The following is a 19,080-nucleotide window of genomic DNA, read 5'->3' on the forward strand; positions in this document are numbered from 1 at the left end:
CTCACGGGGTTCCCGTAGACTGGCCTGGATTCTTCCAGCCAACGGTGTCCTGATGCGTGTTCCGCTGCTGCTGTCATCCTTCCTGCTTGCTGCTGTTGCCCAGGCCCAGACCCCGCCGCCGGCCACGCCCGCGCCGGCCCCTGCGCGCCCGGCACCCGCTGCCGCACCCGCTGCACGCCCGGCGCTGACCCCGGCGCAGCAGGCGCAGGTGCACAAGCAGGATGCGGAAATGAGTGCGGCCGCATTGCAGGTGGCGCAGCTGGTGGACACCAACCGTGCCGCCGAGGCATGGAAAGGGGCCTCGGCCGTGGCGAAGAAATCGGTCACCGAACAGGCCTTCGTCAGCCAGCTCAACGCCGACCGCAAGCGCCTCGGTGCGTTGGCGGCGCGCGGCCAGCCGGTGGTGACCCGGGTCAAGTACGCCGCCGGTGCAACCGTGCCCGAAGGGCTGTACATCAACGTCAGCTTCCCCACCCGGTTTGCCAACAGCGCCCAGCCGGTACGCGAGCTGGTGTCGTTCCGGCTGGACGAAGACCGGGTCTGGCGCCTGGCCGGTTACAGCGTGCGCGCCGCTACCCCCTGATCGACCCCGTCATTTCCTGAGGAGTGCAGCGTGAGTATCGAGATCCAGATGCTGGTGTGGTCGATGGTGCTGGGCATCGTGCACCTGTTTGCCGCCTCCACTGCCGTCACCCGCGAGCGCGGGCTGCAGTGGAATGCGTCGGCCCGCGATGGGCAGAATCCGCCGGTGCGGCCGCTCACCGGTCGCCTGCAGCGTGCGCAGTCCAATTTCATGGAGACCTTCCCGTTCTTCGCGGCGGCGATCCTGGCGGTGGTGCTGACCCAGCGCCAGGACGGGCTGACCGCGCTCGCCGCGCAGCTGTATTTCTGGGCACGGGTGGTGTATCTGCCGCTGTACGCTGCCGGTGTGCCGTACGTGCGCAGCCTGGTGTGGCTGGCCTCGCTGGTGGGCATCGTGCTGTTGCTGTGGGCGCTGCTGTAACGGGCCAGTGAACGGCGGCTGCGGCCGCTGATCCAGATCAAGGCGGGGCGCGCGCGATCGGCGCTAAGCTGGCATGGACCCGTTACCGCAGGATCGGACATGTCGGACCAACCCACCCAGAAGCAGTGCATGCCGGAGCAGCCGGTGGACGTGGTGGTGGTGGGCGCCGGCCCGGCCGGGCTGTGTTTCGCCCGCGCGCTGGGCGGCAGCGGGCTGCAGGTGGCGCTGGTGGAACAGCAGCCGCGCGCGGCACTGGCGGAGGCCGCCTTTGATGGCCGCGAGATTGCGCTGACCCATGCTTCGCGGCAGATCCTGGAGACGCTGGGCATCTGGCAGCTGCTGGACCCGGCCGAGATCTCCCCGTTGCGCGACGCCAAGGTGATGGACGGCCGCTCGCCGTTCGCCCTGACCTTTGCCGCCACCCAGCGCGATACGCAGGATCTGGGCTGGCTGGTACCCAACCATCTGATCCGCCGTGCCGCCTGGGCCAGCGTGCAGGACCAGCCGGGCCTGCAGATACTGGATGAAGCGCGCGTGGCCGGCATCGTGCCGGGGGCGGGGCGCAGCGTGGTCACCCTGGCCGATGGACGCCGCCTGACCGCGCGCCTGGTGGTGGCCGCCGACAGCCGCTTCTCCAGTACCCGGCGCATGCTTGGGATCGGGGCGCGCATGCGCGACTTCGGCAAGTCGATGCTGGTCTGCCGGATGCAGATCGAGGTGCCGCACCAGCACACCGCGTGGGAGTGGTTCGGGTACGGTCGCACGATGGCGCTGCTGCCGCTCAATGGCGACCAGGCCTCGGCGGTGATCACCCTGCCGCCGCGCCAGATCGAGGCCTTGATGGCGCAGGACCCGGCCCGCTTCGGGCACAGCATCAGTGGCTTGTTCGAGCAGCGGCTGGGGGCGATGGTGCCTAGCGCGGCCCCGGTGGCCTATCCGCTGGTGGGGGTGTATGCCCATGCGTTCGTGGGCGATCGCTGCGCGTTGATCGGCGATGCGGCCGTGGGCATGCACCCGGTCACCGCGCATGGGTTCAACCTGGGCCTGGCCGGCGCACACCGGCTGGCCAACGTGCTCAACCAGGCGGCGGCGCGCGGCGGCGATATCGGCGCCGCGGCCGGGCTGGCGAGCTTTGAACGCGGCCACCGGCTGGCGTCCCGCCCACTGTACGAAGCCACCAATGCCATTGCCGCGCTCTACACCGATGACCGGCTGCCAGCGCGGGTGCTGCGCAGGGCGGGGTTGCGGCTGGCGCAGGGGGTCACCCCGTTCCGCCAGCTGATCGCCGCCCACCTGACCCAGCGCGAGGCACGGGTCTGAGGCGGCTCAGGGGGCGTCGCTGTCGGCCAGTACGTTGATCGTGGTGTCGCCGAACTGCACCACCTGGCCGCCGCGGATCTTGCAGGCCTTGCGCAGTTCGACCTCGCCATCGACCAGAACCCGGCCGTCGCCGATCACGGTCTTGGCCTCGCCGCCGCTGGTGACCAGGTCGGCCAGCTTGAGCAGCTGCTTGAGCTCGACGTAGTCGCGGTCCAGTTCAAATTCGAGGGTCTGCATGGAGCGGGTATCCTGGGAAAGGGCGCGGCCATGTGGCCGGGCCGGGAAAGGGCGCGTATTGTGCGCCAGCGGGCGGCAGAACGGCATGCAGATGGGAAGCTGTACACGTTGTTCAGGTGCGATGCGGTATCATCGCCCCCTGAGTGAGTGAATTCTCCTCCGACCGAGCAGCGCCAGGGCACGCGATAAGAAAGGGCGCCCAAAGCGCGGACCATCCCCTTTTTTATCTCACTGCCTCCTCAACGGCAGTGCTTTGGAGTTCCCCATGTCCCAAGAATCCTCCGCGCCGCTGCTGTTCGCAGACCTCGGCCTGTCCGACGCTGTGATGCAGGCCGTCGCCACCGTCGGCTACGAAACCCCGTCGCCCATCCAGGCTGCCACCATCCCGGCGATGCTGGAAGGCCGCGACGTGCTCGGCCAGGCCCAGACCGGTACCGGCAAGACCGCCGCCTTCGCACTGCCGGTGCTGTCCAACCTCGATTTCAACCAGACCAAGCCGCAGGTGCTGGTGCTGGCGCCGACCCGCGAACTGGCCATCCAGGTCGCCGAGGCGTTCCAGACCTATTCCTCGGGCATCCCCGGCTTCCGCGTGCTGCCAGTGTACGGCGGCCAGCCGTATGGCCAGCAGCTCCAGGCCCTGCGCCGTGGCGTGCACGTCATCGTCGGTACCCCGGGCCGTGTGATCGATCACCTCGAGCGCGGCACCCTGGACCTGTCCGAGCTGAAGACGCTGGTGCTGGACGAAGCCGATGAAATGCTGCGCATGGGCTTCATCGACGACGTCGAAGCGGTGCTGAAGAAGCTGCCGGAGACCCGCCAGGTCGCCCTGTTCTCGGCCACCATGCCTTCGCAGATCCGCCGCATCGCGCAGACCTACCTGAAGAACCCGGCCGAAGTCACCATCGTCAGCAAGACGACGACCTCGGCCAACATCCGCCAGCGTTACTGGTGGGTGAGCGGCATGCACAAGCTGGACGCGCTGACCCGCATCCTGGAAGTGGAACCCTTCGACGCGATGATCATCTTCTCGCGTACCAAGGCCGCCACTGAAGAGCTGGCCGAGAAGCTGCAGGCACGTGGCCTGGCCGCGGCCGCCATCAACGGCGACATGCAGCAGGCCCAGCGCGAGCGCACCATCGGCATGCTGAAGGAAGGCAAGCTGGACATCCTGGTCGCTACCGACGTGGCCGCCCGTGGCCTGGACGTGGAGCGCATCAGCCACGTGCTGAACTACGACATCCCGTACGACACCGAAAGCTACGTGCACCGTATTGGCCGTACCGGCCGTGCCGGCCGCACCGGCGACGCGATCCTGTTCGCCACCCCGCGTGAAAAGGGCATGCTGCGTGCCATCGAGCGCGCCACCCGCCAGCCCATCGAAGAGATGCAGCTGCCGAGCGTGGACGCCGTCAACGACACCCGCATCAGCAAGTTCATGAGCCGCATCAGCGATGCGCTCGATGCCGGCGGAACCGAGTTCTACCGCGACCTGCTGCAGCGCCTGGAAGGCGAGAAGAATGTACCGGCCATCGAGATCGCCGCCGCGCTGGCCAAGCTGCTGCAGGGCGATTCGCCGTTCCTGCTGACCCCGCCGGTGCGTGGTGCCCATCAGGAGCGTGCTCCGCACCAGCGCAACGAGCGCAGCAACGACCGTGGCGAGCGTCCGGCCCGTTTCGAGCCGCGCTTCGAACGTGGTCCGCGTCGTGAAGACGACCGTGGCCCGCGTCCGCCGCGTGCCGAGGGCGACTTCGGCAGCAACGACGCTGGCTTCGAACGCGCCCCGCGCCGTGACATCGCCCCGCGCGGTGCCGCCGAGCCGGGTATGGAAACCTTCCGCATCGAAGTGGGCCACGTGCACGGCGTAAAGCCGGGCAACATCGTCGGCGCGATCGCCAACGAAGCCGGTCTGGAAAGCCGCTTCATCGGCCGCATCGACATCCACGACGACTTCTCGGTGCTGGACCTGCCGGCCGAAATGCCGCAGGACCTGCTGACCCACCTCAAGAAGGTGTGGGTGTCGGGCCAGCAGCTTCAGATGCGCAAGGTCGAGCCGGGTGAAGACCTGACCCCGTCGCCGCGTCCGGCGTTCAAGCCGAAGTTCGGTGGCAAGCCGCGCGGTCCGGGCGGTCCGGGTGGCCATCGTGGCGGTCCGGGCGGTCCGGGTGGCAACGATCGCCCGCCGCGCCGTGACGGCTTCAAGCCGCGCGGTCCGCGCAACGGCTGATCGCCCACGCGATCCAGACAACGCCAGCCTTCGGGCTGGCGTTGTCGTTTCCGGGGTGTGGAAAGGCCACCGCGCGGCTGTCGGCGGGTTTCGCACGGTCACAACATCTGCCGAACTAGCCTGCAGGTTGATGGATTTGGTACACCACCCGCTTCACGGCTCCGGGGGGATCGGCGATGCTGGCAGCTGGCAGGGATGTTGGTGCGACAGCGGTACCGTATCTCACGCGGGGCTTGACCCTGCGCTTTGTCCTGCTGACCGGCATGGCCATCGGCCTGGTGGGTATTTCCGCGCTGATCCAGGAACTGCAGGCCGCGTCCACCGCGTGGATCGTCGGCCAGAGCCACTGGTCGCGCAGCCAGCAGCAGGCCAGCTTCGCGCTCAGCCGCTACATCACCCATGGCCGGCCGGGGGATCTGGCCGAGGCGCGCCAGGCGCTGACCGTGCCGTTGGGCGACCTGGACGCGCGGCGCGCGCTGGAGCAGGACGACGCCGACCTGGCCCGGGCCCGGCGCGGGTTCCTGGCCGGCGGCAATGCACCCGGTGATATCAACCGCCTGATCCTGTCGTTCCGTTACCTGGGCCACCTGGGCTACTTCAAGGATGCGGTGCGGCTGTGGCGGCAGACCGACGCGCCGCTGCTGCAGCTGGCCGGTCTGGTCGGCGCGGCGCAGGCCCTGCATGCCCGCCGCGACATTGAACCGGTGACCCAGGCGCTGCTGCTGGATCAGGTGCAGGCACTGGACCGTCACCTGCAGGCGCGGGCCAAGGCATTTTCGATGTCGCTGCAACGTACGGCCTCCATCGTGCGCATCACCACCTTGCTGGTGGGCGGATTGTCGGTGCTGTTGATCACCGTCGTCGCCGTGATGCTGTCGCGACGCGTGCGGCGCGATCTTCTGGAGCAGGAAAGCCGCTTCCGTGCGGCGTTCTACCAGGCCACGGTGGGCATGCTCAAGTTCGACCATACCGGCGGCATTCTGGAGGTCAACCAGGCCATGGCCGACATCCTGGGGTACGCGCGCAATGCGCTGCTCGGGCTGTCCCTGCAGGACCTGGTCGCCGAAGGAGAACTGGTGCTCGACGACGCGGGCCGCATCGACTGGGGCCGCCAGCTGCGCCCGGCCGAACTGCGCTTCCGGCGCGCCGACGGCGGGCTGATGTGGGGGCGCTGGAGCGGCACGCTGGTACGCACGGCCAGCCGCGAGGTGTCGGTGTTCGCCATCGTGGAAGACGTGTCGCAGAACCATGCGCTGGCCCGCGAGGTGGAGCACCACGCCAGCCACGATCCGCTGACCGGGCTGATCAACCGGCGCGAGATCGAACGCCTGCTGGAGCAGGCCCTGCTCGACGTGCGCAACCACGGCGGCGTGCACAGCCTGTGCTACATCGACCTGGATTACTTCAAGCTGGTCAACGACGGGCTGGGCCACGCGGCAGGCGACCAGTTGCTGCGCAACTTCGCCGACTATTTGGTGGGCGCGTTGCGCGAGGGTGACTGGGTAGGGCGGCTGGGCGGCGACGAGTTCGCGCTGTTCCTGGCCAATGCGGCCCAGGACGAGGCCAAGCAGGTGCTGCAGCGGATCGTGCGTTCGCTGGGGCAGGCCAACTTCCAGCATGGCGACGGCAGCCTGCGGGTGAGCTGCAGCATCGGCGTGGTGGAGGTGACCCGCGAGGCGGTCGATGTGAACTGGCTGATGAGTGCGGCCGACAGCGCCTGCTATGCCGCCAAGGAAGCCGGACGCAACCGCGTGCACTGCTACAACGAAAGCCGCATGGCGCTGGACGAGCGCCGGCAGGAAGCCGAACGCCTGGCGCGGGTGACCAGTGCCATCGCCGAGAACCGCATGCTGTTGTATGCGCAGCGCATCGAGCGCGTGGGCGATCCGGGCTTCCTGCATTACGAGGTGCTGGTCCGCATGCGCAACCCCGATGGCGTGCTGCAGGGCCCCGGTGAATTCATGCCTGCCGTGGAGCGCTACGGCATGGGCATGGCACTGGACCGGCATGTGCTGGGGCTGCTGTTCCGCCACCTGCAGGTGTGCCCGGCGCACGTGCAGCGGTTGGGCTTGTGCAACGTCAACGTGTCGGCGCAGTCGATTGCCGAGCCGAGTTTCCTGGCCTTCGTCTGCGACCTGCTGGAGCGCAACCGCGGGCTGGCGCGCAAGCTGTGCTTCGAGGTCACCGAGACCGCGGCGATCAGCAGCCTGGCCCAGGCGCGCAGCTTCATCGAAGCGGTCAAGGCGCGGGGCTGCCAGGTGGCGCTGGACGACTTCGGTTCGGGGCTGTCCTCGTTCGGCTACCTGCGCCAGCTGCCGGCGGACATGCTCAAGATCGACGGCGTGTTCGTGCGCGACATGGACATCGATCCGGTCAGCCGCGCGGCGGTGCGCGCGATCACCGAAATCGGCCGCGAGCTGCACATGACCGTGATTGCCGAATGGGTGGAATCGACCGAGGTGGCCGAACAGCTGCAGGTGCTCGGGGTGGATGGGCTGCAGGGGTATGCGATCGAGCGCCCGATGGCGCTGGAGCGGATGACCCAGCCGGCGCTGTGGCCGGGGCGCAGTGCGCTGCCCTCGGAAGGCCGGCCGAGCCTGCCATGAGACCCGTGGCCCGCCGGGCCCATGGCGACGCGCCGCGTGAAAGCGCCGGGTTCGGGCGATAATCCCGGCCAGGGGCGACACGCGACCTGCGTGGCGGCATCGAGGGTGGGGCAGGGTGTGAGGGGATGGCGCGGCAGGTGGATGGAATGGGGCGCAGTGCAGCTGCTGCTGGCCCTGCTGTTGCTGCCCGCCTGGGCGGCCGCCGACACCGTGCTCGCCGCCACCAGCCGGGTAGGCACCGACGTGCTGCTGCTGGGCGCAGCTACCGCCGAACGTACGCCCCAGCGCGCCTGCACTGCCGAAGTGCTGGCCCGCCACCAGCAGGTGCTGCACGTGCCCGCGCCTGCGGGCGGCTGGTCCGGCGAGCCGCAGGCGGTGGACGTGTTCGGGGTCCTGGCCGGCGAGGTACGGATCAGCCACGGTGACCGCCAGATCTGCGGCAGCATGCATGACGCGCGCACCCGCGATTCCCGCTTCCGGGCCGGGGTGGGCATGGTGGTGGTCCCTGCGGCCGGCGACCACGAACCGATCGTGGTGTCCTGGGCCGCGCCGATCAAGCCGCGCTGGATTCCCACCGTGCAGCTGGGCGCGCCCAGCCCGGTGCAGCAGGACGACACCGCCCGGCTGCTGGTGCGCGCGGCCTGTGTGGCGGTGGCCATCGCCCTGGCGCTGTCGGCGCTGATGGGCTATGTGACCACCAAGGACCGATCGTTCCTGATCTACGTGGCCATCTGCCTGCTGCTGGTGCTGTGGCAGGCCGTGCTGGGCGGGCTGAGCGGGTACCCCGAGCCGTGGTTGCCGGTCGAGAACCGCGCGTCGTGGTGGCTGGTGTCATTGTCCGCGTTCACCGAAGCGGTGCTGCTGCCGGTGCTGTGGCGGCTGTCCGGCGGCGACCGTCGCTGGCCACGTTCGCGGCCGGCCCAGCACGTGCTGCTGTGGGGCTTGTTCGCGCTGGGCCTGGGCGTGCCCTGGATGCACTTTGCGATGTTGCCGGGCGTGGCCGCCGGGCTGGAAGGGCTGTTTGTGCTGGGCTGCGTCGCCTGCCTGGCGGCCGGCAGCTGGGGCCTCCTGCACCGCGACCGCGACCGCTACGCGCTGGCCGGGCTGAGCGCGCTGGCGCCCTGGTGGATCATGATCATGGCCGATGCGCTGCGCGCGCAGTGGCTGGTGGCCTACCGGATCGAGTCCCTGCAACTGGCGACCACCTGGTTCCTGATGATGTCTGCCTACGCGCTCAATCTGCGCCTGGGCCGGCTGCGGCAGCAGCGCGACGAACTGCGTCAGCTGGCCGACACCGATGCCCTGACCGGCCTGCCGAACCGGCGCGCCGGCCTGCGCAGGCTGGCCCAGTACCTGGAACGTGCGGTCCAGGACGAACAACCGCTGGCGATCGGGTTCCTGGACATCGACCTGTTCAAGGACATCAACGACCAGTTCGGGCATGCCGTGGGCGACCAGGTGCTGGTGGCCGTGGCCCGCCAGCTGCGTGACTCGGTGCGCAACCACGATGATGTGATCCGCATGGGCGGTGAAGAGTTCCTGGTGCTGCTGCCGGGCGCCAACCGCGCCAGCGCCTTCGCCCGCCTGGAAAGCGTGCGCCAGCAGGTGCAGGCGGTGACCCGGGTGCTGGCCATCCCGGGGCTGGAGGTGTCGGGCAGCATCGGCCTGGCCGTGCTGCGCGGGGACGGCGACGACCTGGCCGCGCTGCTGCGCCGCGCCGACCACGCGATGTACTGCGCCAAGCGGGCCGGCCGCAACCAGGTATTCGACGCTGACCAGGCCGTTCCGGCCGACGAGGCACTGCGTGTGTGAACACCCGGCGCCCTGCGCGGGCCGGGTTTGCCGGATAATGGGCCGATGACAATCCGACTCAACAAACACATCGCCGAAACCGGCTTCTGTTCCCGGCGCGAAGCCGACCGCCTGATCGGCGAACGCCGCGTCACCGTCAACGGCCACCCGGCCGGCACCGGCGCGGTGGTTGGCGAGGGTGACGTGGTGCTGGTCGACGGCCAGCCGCTGCGTGCCCGTGAAGCCAAGAAGGCCGGTGGCCGCAAACACGTCTACATCGCGCTGAACAAGCCGGTCGGCATCACCTGCACCACCGAAAGCACGGTCAAGGGCAACATCGTCGAGTTCGTCGGCCACGAGCAGCGGATCTTCCCGATCGGCCGCCTGGACAAGGATTCCGAAGGCCTGATCCTGCTGACCAGCAACGGCAACATCGTCAACCAGATCCTGCGCGCCGAGAACGGGCACCAGAAGGAATACATGGTGGCGGTCAACAAGCCGGTCACCGACGAGTTCCTGCGCGGCATGGCCCGCGGCGTCCGCATCCACGATGAAACCACGCTGCCGTGCCGCACCAGCAAGCTGGCCAAGTTCGGCTTCCGGATCACCCTGCAGCAGGGCCTGAACCGGCAGATCCGCCTGATGGCCGCCGCGTTCGGCTTCCGCGTCACCCAGCTGCGCCGCGTGCGCATCGACAACATCAAGCTGGGCGCGCTCAAGCCGGGCCAGTGGCGCAACCTGACCGACGCCGAGCTCAAGGGCCTGCTGCCCAAACAGCTGGAATGGTAAGGGCGCGTCACGCGGTGAGCCTGCCGTCCGGCTAGACTGCGCAGGCACAACGAGCCTGCCTGCCGCCGATGATCAAGCCGTCCCTGCCGGACAACGAAGAGCAGCGCCTGCAGGCGCTGCAGCGCTACCAGATCCTGGATACCGCCAAGGAGCGATCCTTCGAGGATCTGGTGACCATTGCCACGGCATTGTGCGGCACCCGCATGGGAGCGGTGACCCTGGTCGACCGCGACCGCCAGTGGTTCAAGGCGCGCCAGGCGCTGGACGCCACCGAAACCTCGCGCGACATCTCCTTCTGCGGGCACGCCATCCTGCAGCCCGACCAGGTCATGGTGGTGGAAGACGCGCGCCAGGACCCGCGGTTCTTCGACAACCCGGTGGTGGTCGACGACCCTCATATCCGCTTCTATGCCGGCGCGCCGCTGCTCAGTTTCGATGGCCTGCCGCTGGGCACGCTGTGCGTGTTCGACGCCAACCCCGGGCACCTGCGGCCCGACCAGGCCCAGGCGCTGGCAGCGTTGTCGCGGCAGGTGTCGCTGGTGATGGAGCTGCGCCGCTACGCGTTTGAGATCCAGCAGCACATGCGCGACCGCGCCTGGTACGAACAGCGCCTGTCCGAATACAACGCCCTGCTTGAACAGCAGAACGCCGATCTGGCCGAGCAGAGCCGCACCGATCCACTGACCGGGCTGCCCAACCGGCGGGCGATGAGCCTGGCGCTTGAAGCCGCGGTCATCGATGCCGACGGGCAACCACGGCAGACCGCCGTGGCCCTGCTGGACATCGACCATTTCAAGAACGTCAACGACCTGTACGGCCACGCCACCGGCGACCATGTGCTGGCCGAGCTGTCGCGCCTGCTGCGCGCGCATTTCGCCGGGCAGGGGCTGGCGGCACGGTACGGCGGCGAAGAGTTCGTGGTGCTGATGCCTGACACCACGCTGGGCACTGCCGAGCTGCAGTGCGACTTCCTGCGCATGGCCGTGGCCGACCTGCCGCTGGGCATTCCGTTGACGATCAGCATCGGGGTGGCCGCCCATCGTCATGGCGACGCGGTGGAACAGACCCTGGCGCGGGCCGACGCGGCGCTGTACCGGGCCAAGCATGAAGGCCGCAACCGGGTGGTGCGCGCGGACTGAGCCGCGTCGCACCCCCTGCGAATGCGCTGCCGCAGACTGCCGGGCCTTCCACGCCGAGCCTTGCGCATGCTGCAGACCCTTGCCATTGCCAACTACCGCTCACTGCACCATCTGGTGGTGCCGATGGAGCGCCTGAACCTGGTCACCGGCGACAACGGCAGCGGCAAGTCCAGCCTTTACCGCGCGCTGCGGCTGTTGGCCGAAACCGCGCACGGCGGCGTCGCAGCTGCCCTGGCCGGCGAGGGCGGCCTGGGCTCGGCGCTATGGGCCGGCCCCGAGCAGATCGACCGGCGCATGCGCCAGGGCGAGATTCCGGTGCAGGGCACGGCGCGCACGCAGCCGGTGTCGCTGCGGCTGGGCTTCGCCGCCGAGACGTTCGGGTATGCCATCGACCTGGGGCTGCCCGTGCCCAGCCAGTCGATGTTCGATCTGGAGCCGCAGATCAAGTCCGAGTGCATCTGGGCCGGGCCGTTCCTGCGCAGCAGCACGCTGCTGGTGGAGCGCCGTGGCGCGCGCGTGCGGCGCCGCAGCGGGCAGGGCTGGGAAGGCCTGGACGAATCGCTGTCGGCCTTCGACAGCGTGTTCACCCAGCTGGCCGATCCCCAGCGCATGCCCGAAGTGATGCAGTTGCGCGAGTACATCCGGCGGTGGCGCTTCCACGACCATTTCCGCACCGACAGTGGCGCGCCGGCACGGCAGCCCACGCTGGCGATCCGCACCCCGGTGCTCAGCCACGATGGCCACGACCTGGCGGCGGCCTGGCAGACGATCCTGGAAATCGGCGATGCGCCTGCGCTGGTCCGCGCGGTGGACGATGCCTTTCCGGGCGCACAGGTGCACATCGACGCACACGAGGGACGCCTGGCGCTGAAGTTCTCGCAACCGGGCCTGCTGCGGCCACTGGCGGCGACGGAACTGTCCGATGGCACGCTGCGCTACCTGCTGCTGGTCGCCGCGCTGCATACACCGCGACCGCCGCCGCTGATGGTGCTCAACGAACCAGAAACCAGCCTGCACCCGGACCTGTTGCCTGCGCTGGCGCGGCTGATCATCGCGACCAGTGCACGCAGCCAGCTGTGGGTGGTGTCGCACGCCAGCCGGCTGATCGCGGCGCTGCAGGCGGCACCGGCCTGTCACACCATCGGGCTGCACAAGCCGTTCAGCCGAACCGAGGTGATGGGGCAGGGGTTACTGGACGCACCTGCCTGGCACTGGCCGTCGCGCTAGGTGCCCACCGTCGATCGGTACGGCGCGGCGTTCAATCGGCGACGTTGTGCGCCTCGGAGGTGCCCAGGATCTCCGGGTGCTGCACCGGCTTGCGCCGGTTCAACAACGGGTGCAGGAACACCGCGCCGACGATGATGGCCACGCCGACGTAGAACACCGGGGTCAGTTCACGCTGCTCGCTGAGCAGCACCATCGCCAGCAGGATCGCGTACACCGGTTCCAGGTTGGTCACCAACTGCGAGGTGTAGGCACTGATATGGCGCAGCGCGACCAGGGCCAGCGCAAACGGCAGCAGGGTGCAGACCCCGGCCAGCACCAGCAGCAGCACGCCGTCGTGCAGGCTGGGCACGACCCACAAGGGGCCGGCCAGCGGCGGCAGCAGGAACGGCAGCAGCGGTGCCAGCACGGTCAGGGTGACGGTACCTGCACCCAGTTCCAGCGCCGTCACCGTGAGCGGGTCGGCATGGCTCACCAGGCGCTTGTTGAGCGACCCGAACACCGCCACCAGCAGCGCCGACAGCGCCCCGATCAGCACCCCCAGGCGCATGCCATGCGGCACGCCACCCACCACCAGCGCCACGCCCGGCAACACCGCGATGCCGAAGGCCAGTTCGCGCAGCTGGAACGGTCGCTTGGCCACCCACGGTTCAATCACCGCGGTGAACACCGGGGCCAGCGCGATACAGGTGGCGGCTACCGACGCATTGGCCAGTTTGACCGCGCCATAGAAGGTAAGCCAGTGCAGCGCGACCAGCGCGCCGACGCCGCAGTAACCGGCAAACAGCGCCGGCGACAACTGGCGCAGGCCGCGCCAGACCCGCGGCAGCACCGCCAGCATCGCCACCACCAGCAGCATGCGCCACCACACCAGGGGCAGTGCGGGCAGGGTGATCAGCTTGCCGAGGATGGCGGTAATGCCCCACAGCAGCACACAGAAATGGATTTGCAGCAGCGCGCGGCGGGTATCGGTCATCGGCATCGCGATATTGTGCGGCAAGCGGCGGTCGACCGCGACAACGCCGCCGCGCCTGTCATGGCATCCTGCGCACATGCAGCCCCGTCCCCACTCGCCGCGTCCATCCGCCGCCCCTGCCGTGCCCTCCGCCCAGGCGCGCGCCTGGGCCGGCCTGACCGCCATCATCGCCGTCGCCGCGATCACGCTGCAATACGCGGTGCTGCTGGCCTCGGAGGGGGACACTGGCGGCACCGGGCAGGTGCTGCTGCGGCTGCTGGGCTACTTCACCATCCTCAGCAACATCGGCGTGGCCGCCGTCTGTCTGGCGCGCCTGCGGGGACGCACCGGCGGCATGGCCGCCCCTGCACCCAGCGCCGCGGTTGCGGTGTATATCGGCATCACCGGCCTGGTCTACGTGCTGGTGCTGCGCACGCTGTGGCACCCGCAGGGTCTGCACTGGTGGGCCGACACCGGCCTGCACTACGTGGTGCCCGTGCTGTACCTGCTGGGCTGGCTGGCCGGCCCGCACGGGCAGCTGCGCTGGCGCCAGCTGGGCGGCGTGCTGCTGTTCCCGGCGCTGTACCTGGGCTGGGCACTGCTGGTGGGGCGATGGAGCGGGCAATACCCGTATCCGTTCCTTGACCTGGCGGCGCTGGGCGGCATGGGCGTGGCACGCAACGCGGCTGTGGTGGGACTGGCCTTCGTGGCACTGGCCGCGCTGCTGTGGCGGATCGACATGCGGATGGGCGGGCGATCGCGCACCGTGGGGTAGGCATCGACCGTTGGTCGATACGATTTTGACGCAGGCCGCGACGGCAGCCGACCAACGGTCGGCTCTACGTGGGCAAGCCAAGGCAGCCGGGCAGAGCCCGGCTCTACGTGGCGCCTACGCGCGCCAACTGGTCGCGCAACGCCATCGCTGCGCCGGGGTTGCGCTGCTTGGCCGCACCAATGAACAGCAGGTACACCTCGCGTGGGCCCGACGTCGGTGCTTCGGCAGCCACATGCGGCAGGTCCGGATTGTCTTCGCCACGGGCCCAGCGCATCGCACGTAGGCACCATTGTTCGAGTGCGCGCTCGGGGTAGCCGGCGCGCAGGTTGGCGCGGGCGTGCATCAGCCGTGCGTAGACGAAGTCCGCGGTGGGGTCGGCAAAGCTGGGGTAGTCGTTGGACCCGCTGAAGACCAGCGCGACGTTGTGCGCCCGTGCCACCGCCACCAGTTCCGCGCTCCAGGCGGCCGGGTTGCGCACCTCCAGCGCGTGCTGCAACGCACGCCCGTCGGCCTTGCGCGGTAGTTGATCCAGGAACCGGTCGAACTCCTGCGCGCCGGCCGGGTGGGTGTCGCCGAACTGCCACACCAGCGGTCCCAGGCGATCGCCGAGTGCGACGATGCCATCGATGAAGGCGTCCGCACGCGCGCCCACCGTGGTCAGGTCGTGGGTCTGGGTGATGGTGCGCGGGGCCTTGGCCGAGAAGCGGAACCCGGGCGGGGTCTGCTCGCGCCACTGCGCGTAGACGGCTGGCTTCTGCGCGCGGTAGAACGTGCTGTTGATTTCGATGCAGCCCAGCGCCGCGCTGGCGTGGGACAGCTCTTCGCGCTGCGGCAGCCCGGCCGGATAGAAGGTTCCGCCACGCCACCCCGGGAATACCCAGCCGCCGATGCCGGTACGGATGCGTCCTGCTGTGGTCATGCGCCGTCCGCGTGGGCGCGCCACGGGTCGTAACTGCCGAACCACCACAGGTAGCCTTCCAGGTCGCGGCACGCGTAGCCGCGGCCGCCGTAGCCCTGGTCGGCGATGTCCATCACCACCTGCGCGCCGGCAGCCACGGCGCGCGCGTAGTGCGCATCCGGATCGGCCACGATCACGCATGCGCTCTGGGTCTGGCGGCCGTCCACCTCGTCCGGGTGCACGCTGTAGCGGCCCCATTCGCTGGCGTTGTCGACCGAGCCGAGCATGATCATGCCGTGGCCGTAGACCAGCTGCGCATGGTGAACGACCTCGCCGTCGGCATACACCGCCTGCGGCTCGAAGCCGAACGCGCGCTGCAGCCACGCAATGGCCGCATGCGCATCGCGGTAGCGCAGGCAGGGGATGACGGTGGATACGGTATCGGCAGGCGCGGTCATACAGGGCTCCGGGGCGGTCCGCCTTCTGGCACAGGCGAGCCTGAGCGCCCGCGCGTTACCATCGTGCGAAACCCGGCGCAGGCGCGCCTGCGCGCCTCAACGCCCCCGCGACACGCAACTGGAGACACTGCTTGAACACATCCTGGATCGGAGGCGTCGTGCTGCTGGCATGCGCACCTTTGGCATCGGCGGCGGTGCCGGCCGAACTGCAGCGGCTGGACGCCACGGTGGAGCGTGCGCGCAGCACATTCGACGTCCCCGGCATCGCGGTGGCGGTGGTCAAGGACGGCCAGGTGGTGTTCGAACGCGGCTACGGCGTGCGCGAGCTGGGCAAGCCGGCGCCGGTACAGGCCGATACCCTGTTCGCCATCGCCTCCAACACCAAGGCCTTCACCGCCACGGCGCTGAACCTGCTGGCCGAGCAGGGCAAGCTGAAGATGGACGACCGGGTGATCGACCACCTGCCCGGGTTCCGCATGTCCGACGCCTACGTCACCGGCGAGATGCGCATCCGCGACCTGCTCTCGCACCGCAGCGGCCTCAGCCTGGGCGCCGGCGACCTGCTGTTCTGGCCGACCACGACGTACAGCAACCAGGAGGTGGTCGCGCGGCTGGCCAAGGTGCCGCTGAAGGCCGGTTTCCGTGACCGCTACGCGTACGACAACATCCTGTATGCGGTGGCCCAGCAGGTGATCGAGCAGGTGTCCGGGCAGTCCTACGCCGACTTCCTGCAGCAGCACATTTTCACCCCGGTTGGCATGGCCGGCACCCGCTACAACGCCGACCACCTGCAGCCGGGCGACAACGCCGCCGTTGGCCATGCCAAGTACGACTTCAAGGCGCTGCGCACGGTGGCGCCGCTGACCTGGTCCAACAACGCCGGTGCGGGCGGCATTTATTCCAGCGTTCATGACATGGCGCGCTGGATGAACGTGCAGCTGGCCCACGGCACGCTGGAGAACGGCACCGCGTTGTTCAGCGCCAAGAGCCAGCAGGGCATGTGGCAGATGATCACCCCCCAGGTGGTGCCCGAGCCGAGCGTGCCGCAGCTGGCGGCCGCGCGCCCGAACTTCGCCGGCTATGGCGAAGGCTGGAGCCTGAGCGACTACCGCGGCCAGAAGCTGGTCTGGCATACCGGCGGCTGGCCGGGCATGGTGTCGCGCGTAACGCTGGTGCCCGAACAGAAGCTGGGCATCGTGGTGCTGACCAACCAGGAAGTGGGCGCGGCCTTCAACGCGATCACCATGGATGTGCTGGACGCCTACCTGAAAGCGCCGCAGACCGATTGGGTGGCGGCCTATGCCGCCGCGGTGGCCAAGGCGCAGGACAAGGCCGATGAGGGCTGGGCCAACCACCAGGCCGCACGCGACGCAAAGTCCACGCCGTCGCTGCCGCTGGGGCAGTATGTGGGCGGTTATCGCGACGCGTGGTACGGCGACGTCTTCGTCGAGCAGAGCGCCGGCAAACTGCGGCTGCGCTTCGGCAAGACCGCGCAGCTGGTGGGCAAACTGGAGCACTGGCAGCACGACACCTTCATCGTGCGCTGGGACGACCGCTCGCTCAACGCCGATGCCTTCGTCACCTTCAGCCTGGACCCGGATGGCAAGGTCCGCGATGTGCGCATGCAGGCCATTTCGTCGTTGACCGATTTCAGCTTCGATTTCCAGGATCTGCTGCTGGTGCCGATCAAGGCCGACGCCAAGGGCTGAACCGCACGCGCGGCGTGAGCCGCAGGTAAAGGCATGCAGCAGGCCGCGGTGGGATAATCGCGGCCTGCTTTGCTTCGGGGTAAGGGAATGTTCCGCTGGTTCGAGTCGCTGATTCCGGTTTTTCCGCCCAACGACGGGCGCATGCCACCGCGCAAGGTCGTGCCGTTCTACATCCACTACCTGCGCCCGGTGTGGCCGGTGCTGCTGGCCACGCTGATCGCCGGGCTGCTGCTGGCGCTGGTGGAAGTGGCGATGTTCGACTTCCTCGGCCGCATCGTGGACATGGTGGCCGAACAGCCCGGTGCGGGCTTCTTCCAGCGCCATGCCAATGACCTGCTGTGGATGGTGGTCATCACCGTGCTGCTGCGCCCGGTGCTGGTGGGGCTGCACAACCTGCTGGTCAACCAGGCCATCGTGCCGGGGCTGAGCAACCGCTCGCGCTGGCTGATGCACAACTACGTGGTGCGGCAAAGCCTGAGCTTCTTCCAGAACGATTTCGCCGGCAGCATGGCCAACCGGGTGATGCAGACCGGGACCTCGCTGCGCGAATCGGCCGTGCAGATGGTCGATTCGCTCTGGTACATCGTGGTCTACACCGGCACCGCGCTGTACCTGTTCGCGCAGGCCGACTGGCGGTTGATGATTCCGCTGGTGCTGTGGATGGCCGCCTACGTGGTGATCATGTGGTACTTCGTGCCACGTGCGAAGGAACGTGCCTGGATCGCCTCCGAAGCGCGCTCCAAGGCGATGGGCCGGATCGTGGACGGCTACACCAACATTCCCACGTTGAAGCTGTTCGCCCACGGCGGGCGCGAGCAGGCCTATGTGGCCGAGGCGATCGACGAGCTGGCGGCCAAGCACCGCCGGCAGACCCGGGTGACCACCGGCATGGACCTGACCATCGCCATCGTCAACGGCTTCCTGATCGCCGGCACCTGCGGCCTGGCGCTGTGGCTGTGGAACGGCGGGCACATCAGCGTGGGCGCCATCACCCTGGCCACGGGGCTGGTGATCCGCATCCACAACATGTCCGGCTGGATCATGTGGACCATCAACGGGATCTTCGAGGACATCGGCACGGTGCAGGACGGCATCACCACCATTTCCCAGCCGTTGACCGTGCAGGATCGCGAGGATGCGACCGCGCTGCAGGTGACGCAGGGCGGGGTGCATTTCGACCACATCCACTTCCACTACGGCAAGACCGGCGGGGTGATCGCCGGGCTCAACCTGGACGTGAAGCCGGGCGAGAAGATCGGCCTGGTCGGGCCGTCGGGTGCGGGCAAGTCCACGTTGGTGAACGTGCTGCTGCGTCTGTACGACCTGGAAAGCGGGCAGATCCGCATCGACGGCCAGGACATCGCCAGCGTCACCCAGGAAAGCCTGCGCCGGCAGATCGGCGTGGTGACCCAGGACACCTCGCTGCTGCATCGCTCGATCCGCGACAACCTGCTGTACGGCCGCCCCGACGCCACCGACGCGCAGTTGCGCGCGGCCGTGGCCAAGGCGCGCGCGGAAGCCTTCATCGACACCCTGCGTGATGGCGAAGGCCGCCAAGGCTACGATGCGCACGTGGGCGAGCGCGGGGTGAAGTTGTCGGGCGGCCAGCGCCAGCGCATCGCCATTGCGCGGGTGCTGCTCAAGGACGCACCGATCCTGGTGCTGGACGAAGCGACCTCGGCGCTGGACTCGGAAGTGGAAGCGGCCATCCAGGACAATCTGGACGAGCTGATGGCCGGCAAGACGGTGATTGCCATCGCGCACCGGCTGTCCACCATCGCGCGCATGGATCGGCTGGTGGTGATGGACCAGGGGCGGATCGTGGAAACCGGCACCCATGCCGAGCTGATCGCTGCCGGCGGGTTGTACGCCCGGTTGTGGGCGCGGCAGACCGGCGGCTTCGTCGCCGCCGACGCGTGACCGATGCCGACGGTGCCGGTCGGCTGCCTTTG

At 68.9% G+C, this 19,080-nt stretch carries 16 protein-coding genes; 12 read left to right on the forward strand and 4 right to left on the reverse strand.

The features are described 5' to 3' along the window. The first annotated feature begins 49 nt into the window (after positions 1 to 49). The 3 genes from GQ674_RS05265 (at position 50) to ubiM (ending at position 2,323) form a co-directional block, all read left to right on the forward strand. Positions 50 to 583, forward strand: coding sequence for a DUF4019 domain-containing protein (locus GQ674_RS05265; protein WP_159499248.1), 534 nt, complete (start codon positions 50 to 52; stop codon positions 581 to 583). Between the two features lie 30 nt (positions 584 to 613). Next, positions 614 to 1,003: an MAPEG family protein gene (locus GQ674_RS05270; RefSeq protein WP_038689533.1), complete on the forward strand. Its 390-nt coding sequence runs from the start codon at positions 614 to 616 to the stop codon at positions 1,001 to 1,003. A 99-nt stretch (positions 1,004 to 1,102) separates the two neighbouring features. After that, positions 1,103 to 2,323 (forward strand): 5-demethoxyubiquinol-8 5-hydroxylase UbiM, encoded by a 1,221-nt coding sequence (gene ubiM / locus GQ674_RS05275; RefSeq protein WP_236546197.1) that lies wholly within the window; start codon positions 1,103 to 1,105, stop codon positions 2,321 to 2,323. 6 nt (positions 2,324 to 2,329) lie between these two features. Here ubiM and GQ674_RS05280 read toward each other — a convergent pair whose 3' ends face one another. After that, positions 2,330 to 2,560, reverse strand: a complete 231-nt coding sequence (locus tag GQ674_RS05280; protein WP_159496250.1) for an RNA-binding S4 domain-containing protein — start codon at positions 2,558 to 2,560, stop codon at positions 2,330 to 2,332. Positions 2,561 to 2,825: 265 nt separating this feature from the next. Between GQ674_RS05280 and GQ674_RS05285 the strand changes: the two genes are divergently transcribed. The 6 genes from GQ674_RS05285 (at position 2,826) to GQ674_RS05310 (ending at position 12,336) form a co-directional block, all read left to right on the forward strand. Further along, the gene (locus GQ674_RS05285) at positions 2,826 to 4,784 is read left to right on the forward strand and encodes a DEAD/DEAH box helicase (RefSeq protein ID WP_159496251.1); all 1,959 of its coding nucleotides are present in this window, start codon (positions 2,826 to 2,828) and stop codon (positions 4,782 to 4,784) included. Between the two features lie 176 nt (positions 4,785 to 4,960). Continuing rightward, positions 4,961 to 7,390: an EAL domain-containing protein gene (locus GQ674_RS05290; protein ID WP_236546198.1), complete on the forward strand. Its 2,430-nt coding sequence runs from the start codon at positions 4,961 to 4,963 to the stop codon at positions 7,388 to 7,390. Between the two features lie 141 nt (positions 7,391 to 7,531). Next, entirely contained in the window at positions 7,532 to 9,202 is a 1,671-nt protein-coding gene (locus GQ674_RS05295; RefSeq protein ID WP_159496252.1) for a diguanylate cyclase, read from the forward strand. Between the two features lie 45 nt (positions 9,203 to 9,247). Continuing rightward, entirely contained in the window at positions 9,248 to 9,970 is a 723-nt protein-coding gene (locus GQ674_RS05300; RefSeq protein WP_038689523.1) for a pseudouridine synthase, read from the forward strand. Positions 9,971 to 10,038: 68 nt separating this feature from the next. Then, positions 10,039 to 11,109 (forward strand): sensor domain-containing diguanylate cyclase, encoded by a 1,071-nt coding sequence (locus tag GQ674_RS05305; protein ID WP_159496253.1) that lies wholly within the window; start codon positions 10,039 to 10,041, stop codon positions 11,107 to 11,109. Positions 11,110 to 11,175: 66 nt separating this feature from the next. After that, positions 11,176 to 12,336 carry an AAA family ATPase gene (locus tag GQ674_RS05310; protein WP_159496254.1) on the forward strand — a complete coding sequence of 387 codons (1,161 nt, stop codon included), beginning with the start codon at positions 11,176 to 11,178 and terminating at the stop codon, positions 12,334 to 12,336. Between the two features lie 31 nt (positions 12,337 to 12,367). On the opposite strand, the gene GQ674_RS05315 is transcribed toward GQ674_RS05310, so the two are convergent. Then, positions 12,368 to 13,315: a DMT family transporter gene (locus GQ674_RS05315; RefSeq protein WP_159499254.1), complete on the reverse strand. Its 948-nt coding sequence runs from the start codon at positions 13,313 to 13,315 to the stop codon at positions 12,368 to 12,370. 70 nt (positions 13,316 to 13,385) lie between these two features. Between GQ674_RS05315 and GQ674_RS05320 the strand changes: the two genes are divergently transcribed. Beyond that, complete coding sequence (locus GQ674_RS05320; RefSeq protein ID WP_159496255.1) at positions 13,386 to 14,063, forward strand: Pr6Pr family membrane protein; 678 nt, start codon at positions 13,386 to 13,388, stop codon at positions 14,061 to 14,063. A gap of 103 nt (positions 14,064 to 14,166) precedes the next feature. On the opposite strand, the gene GQ674_RS05325 is transcribed toward GQ674_RS05320, so the two are convergent. Then, positions 14,167 to 14,982 carry a DUF72 domain-containing protein gene (locus GQ674_RS05325; protein ID WP_159496256.1) on the reverse strand — a complete coding sequence of 272 codons (816 nt, stop codon included), beginning with the start codon at positions 14,980 to 14,982 and terminating at the stop codon, positions 14,167 to 14,169. Next, positions 14,979 to 15,419: a VOC family protein gene (locus tag GQ674_RS05330; RefSeq protein ID WP_159496257.1), complete on the reverse strand. Its 441-nt coding sequence runs from the start codon at positions 15,417 to 15,419 to the stop codon at positions 14,979 to 14,981. Before GQ674_RS05330 ends, GQ674_RS05325 begins: the two co-directional genes overlap by 4 nt. A gap of 131 nt (positions 15,420 to 15,550) precedes the next feature. On the opposite strand from GQ674_RS05330, the gene GQ674_RS05335 reads away from it, so the two are divergent. Both GQ674_RS05335 and smrA read left to right on the forward strand, forming a co-directional pair. Continuing rightward, entirely contained in the window at positions 15,551 to 17,128 is a 1,578-nt protein-coding gene (locus GQ674_RS05335; protein WP_159496258.1) for a serine hydrolase, read from the forward strand. 87 nt (positions 17,129 to 17,215) lie between these two features. Continuing rightward, entirely contained in the window at positions 17,216 to 19,048 is a 1,833-nt protein-coding gene (smrA, locus tag GQ674_RS05340) for a multidrug efflux ABC transporter SmrA (RefSeq protein WP_159496259.1), read from the forward strand. The last annotated feature ends 32 nt before the right edge of the window (positions 19,049 to 19,080 follow it).

It is taken from the genome of Stenotrophomonas sp. 364 (assembly GCF_009832905.1).
Classification (GTDB): domain Bacteria; phylum Pseudomonadota; class Gammaproteobacteria; order Xanthomonadales; family Xanthomonadaceae; genus Stenotrophomonas; species Stenotrophomonas maltophilia_AP.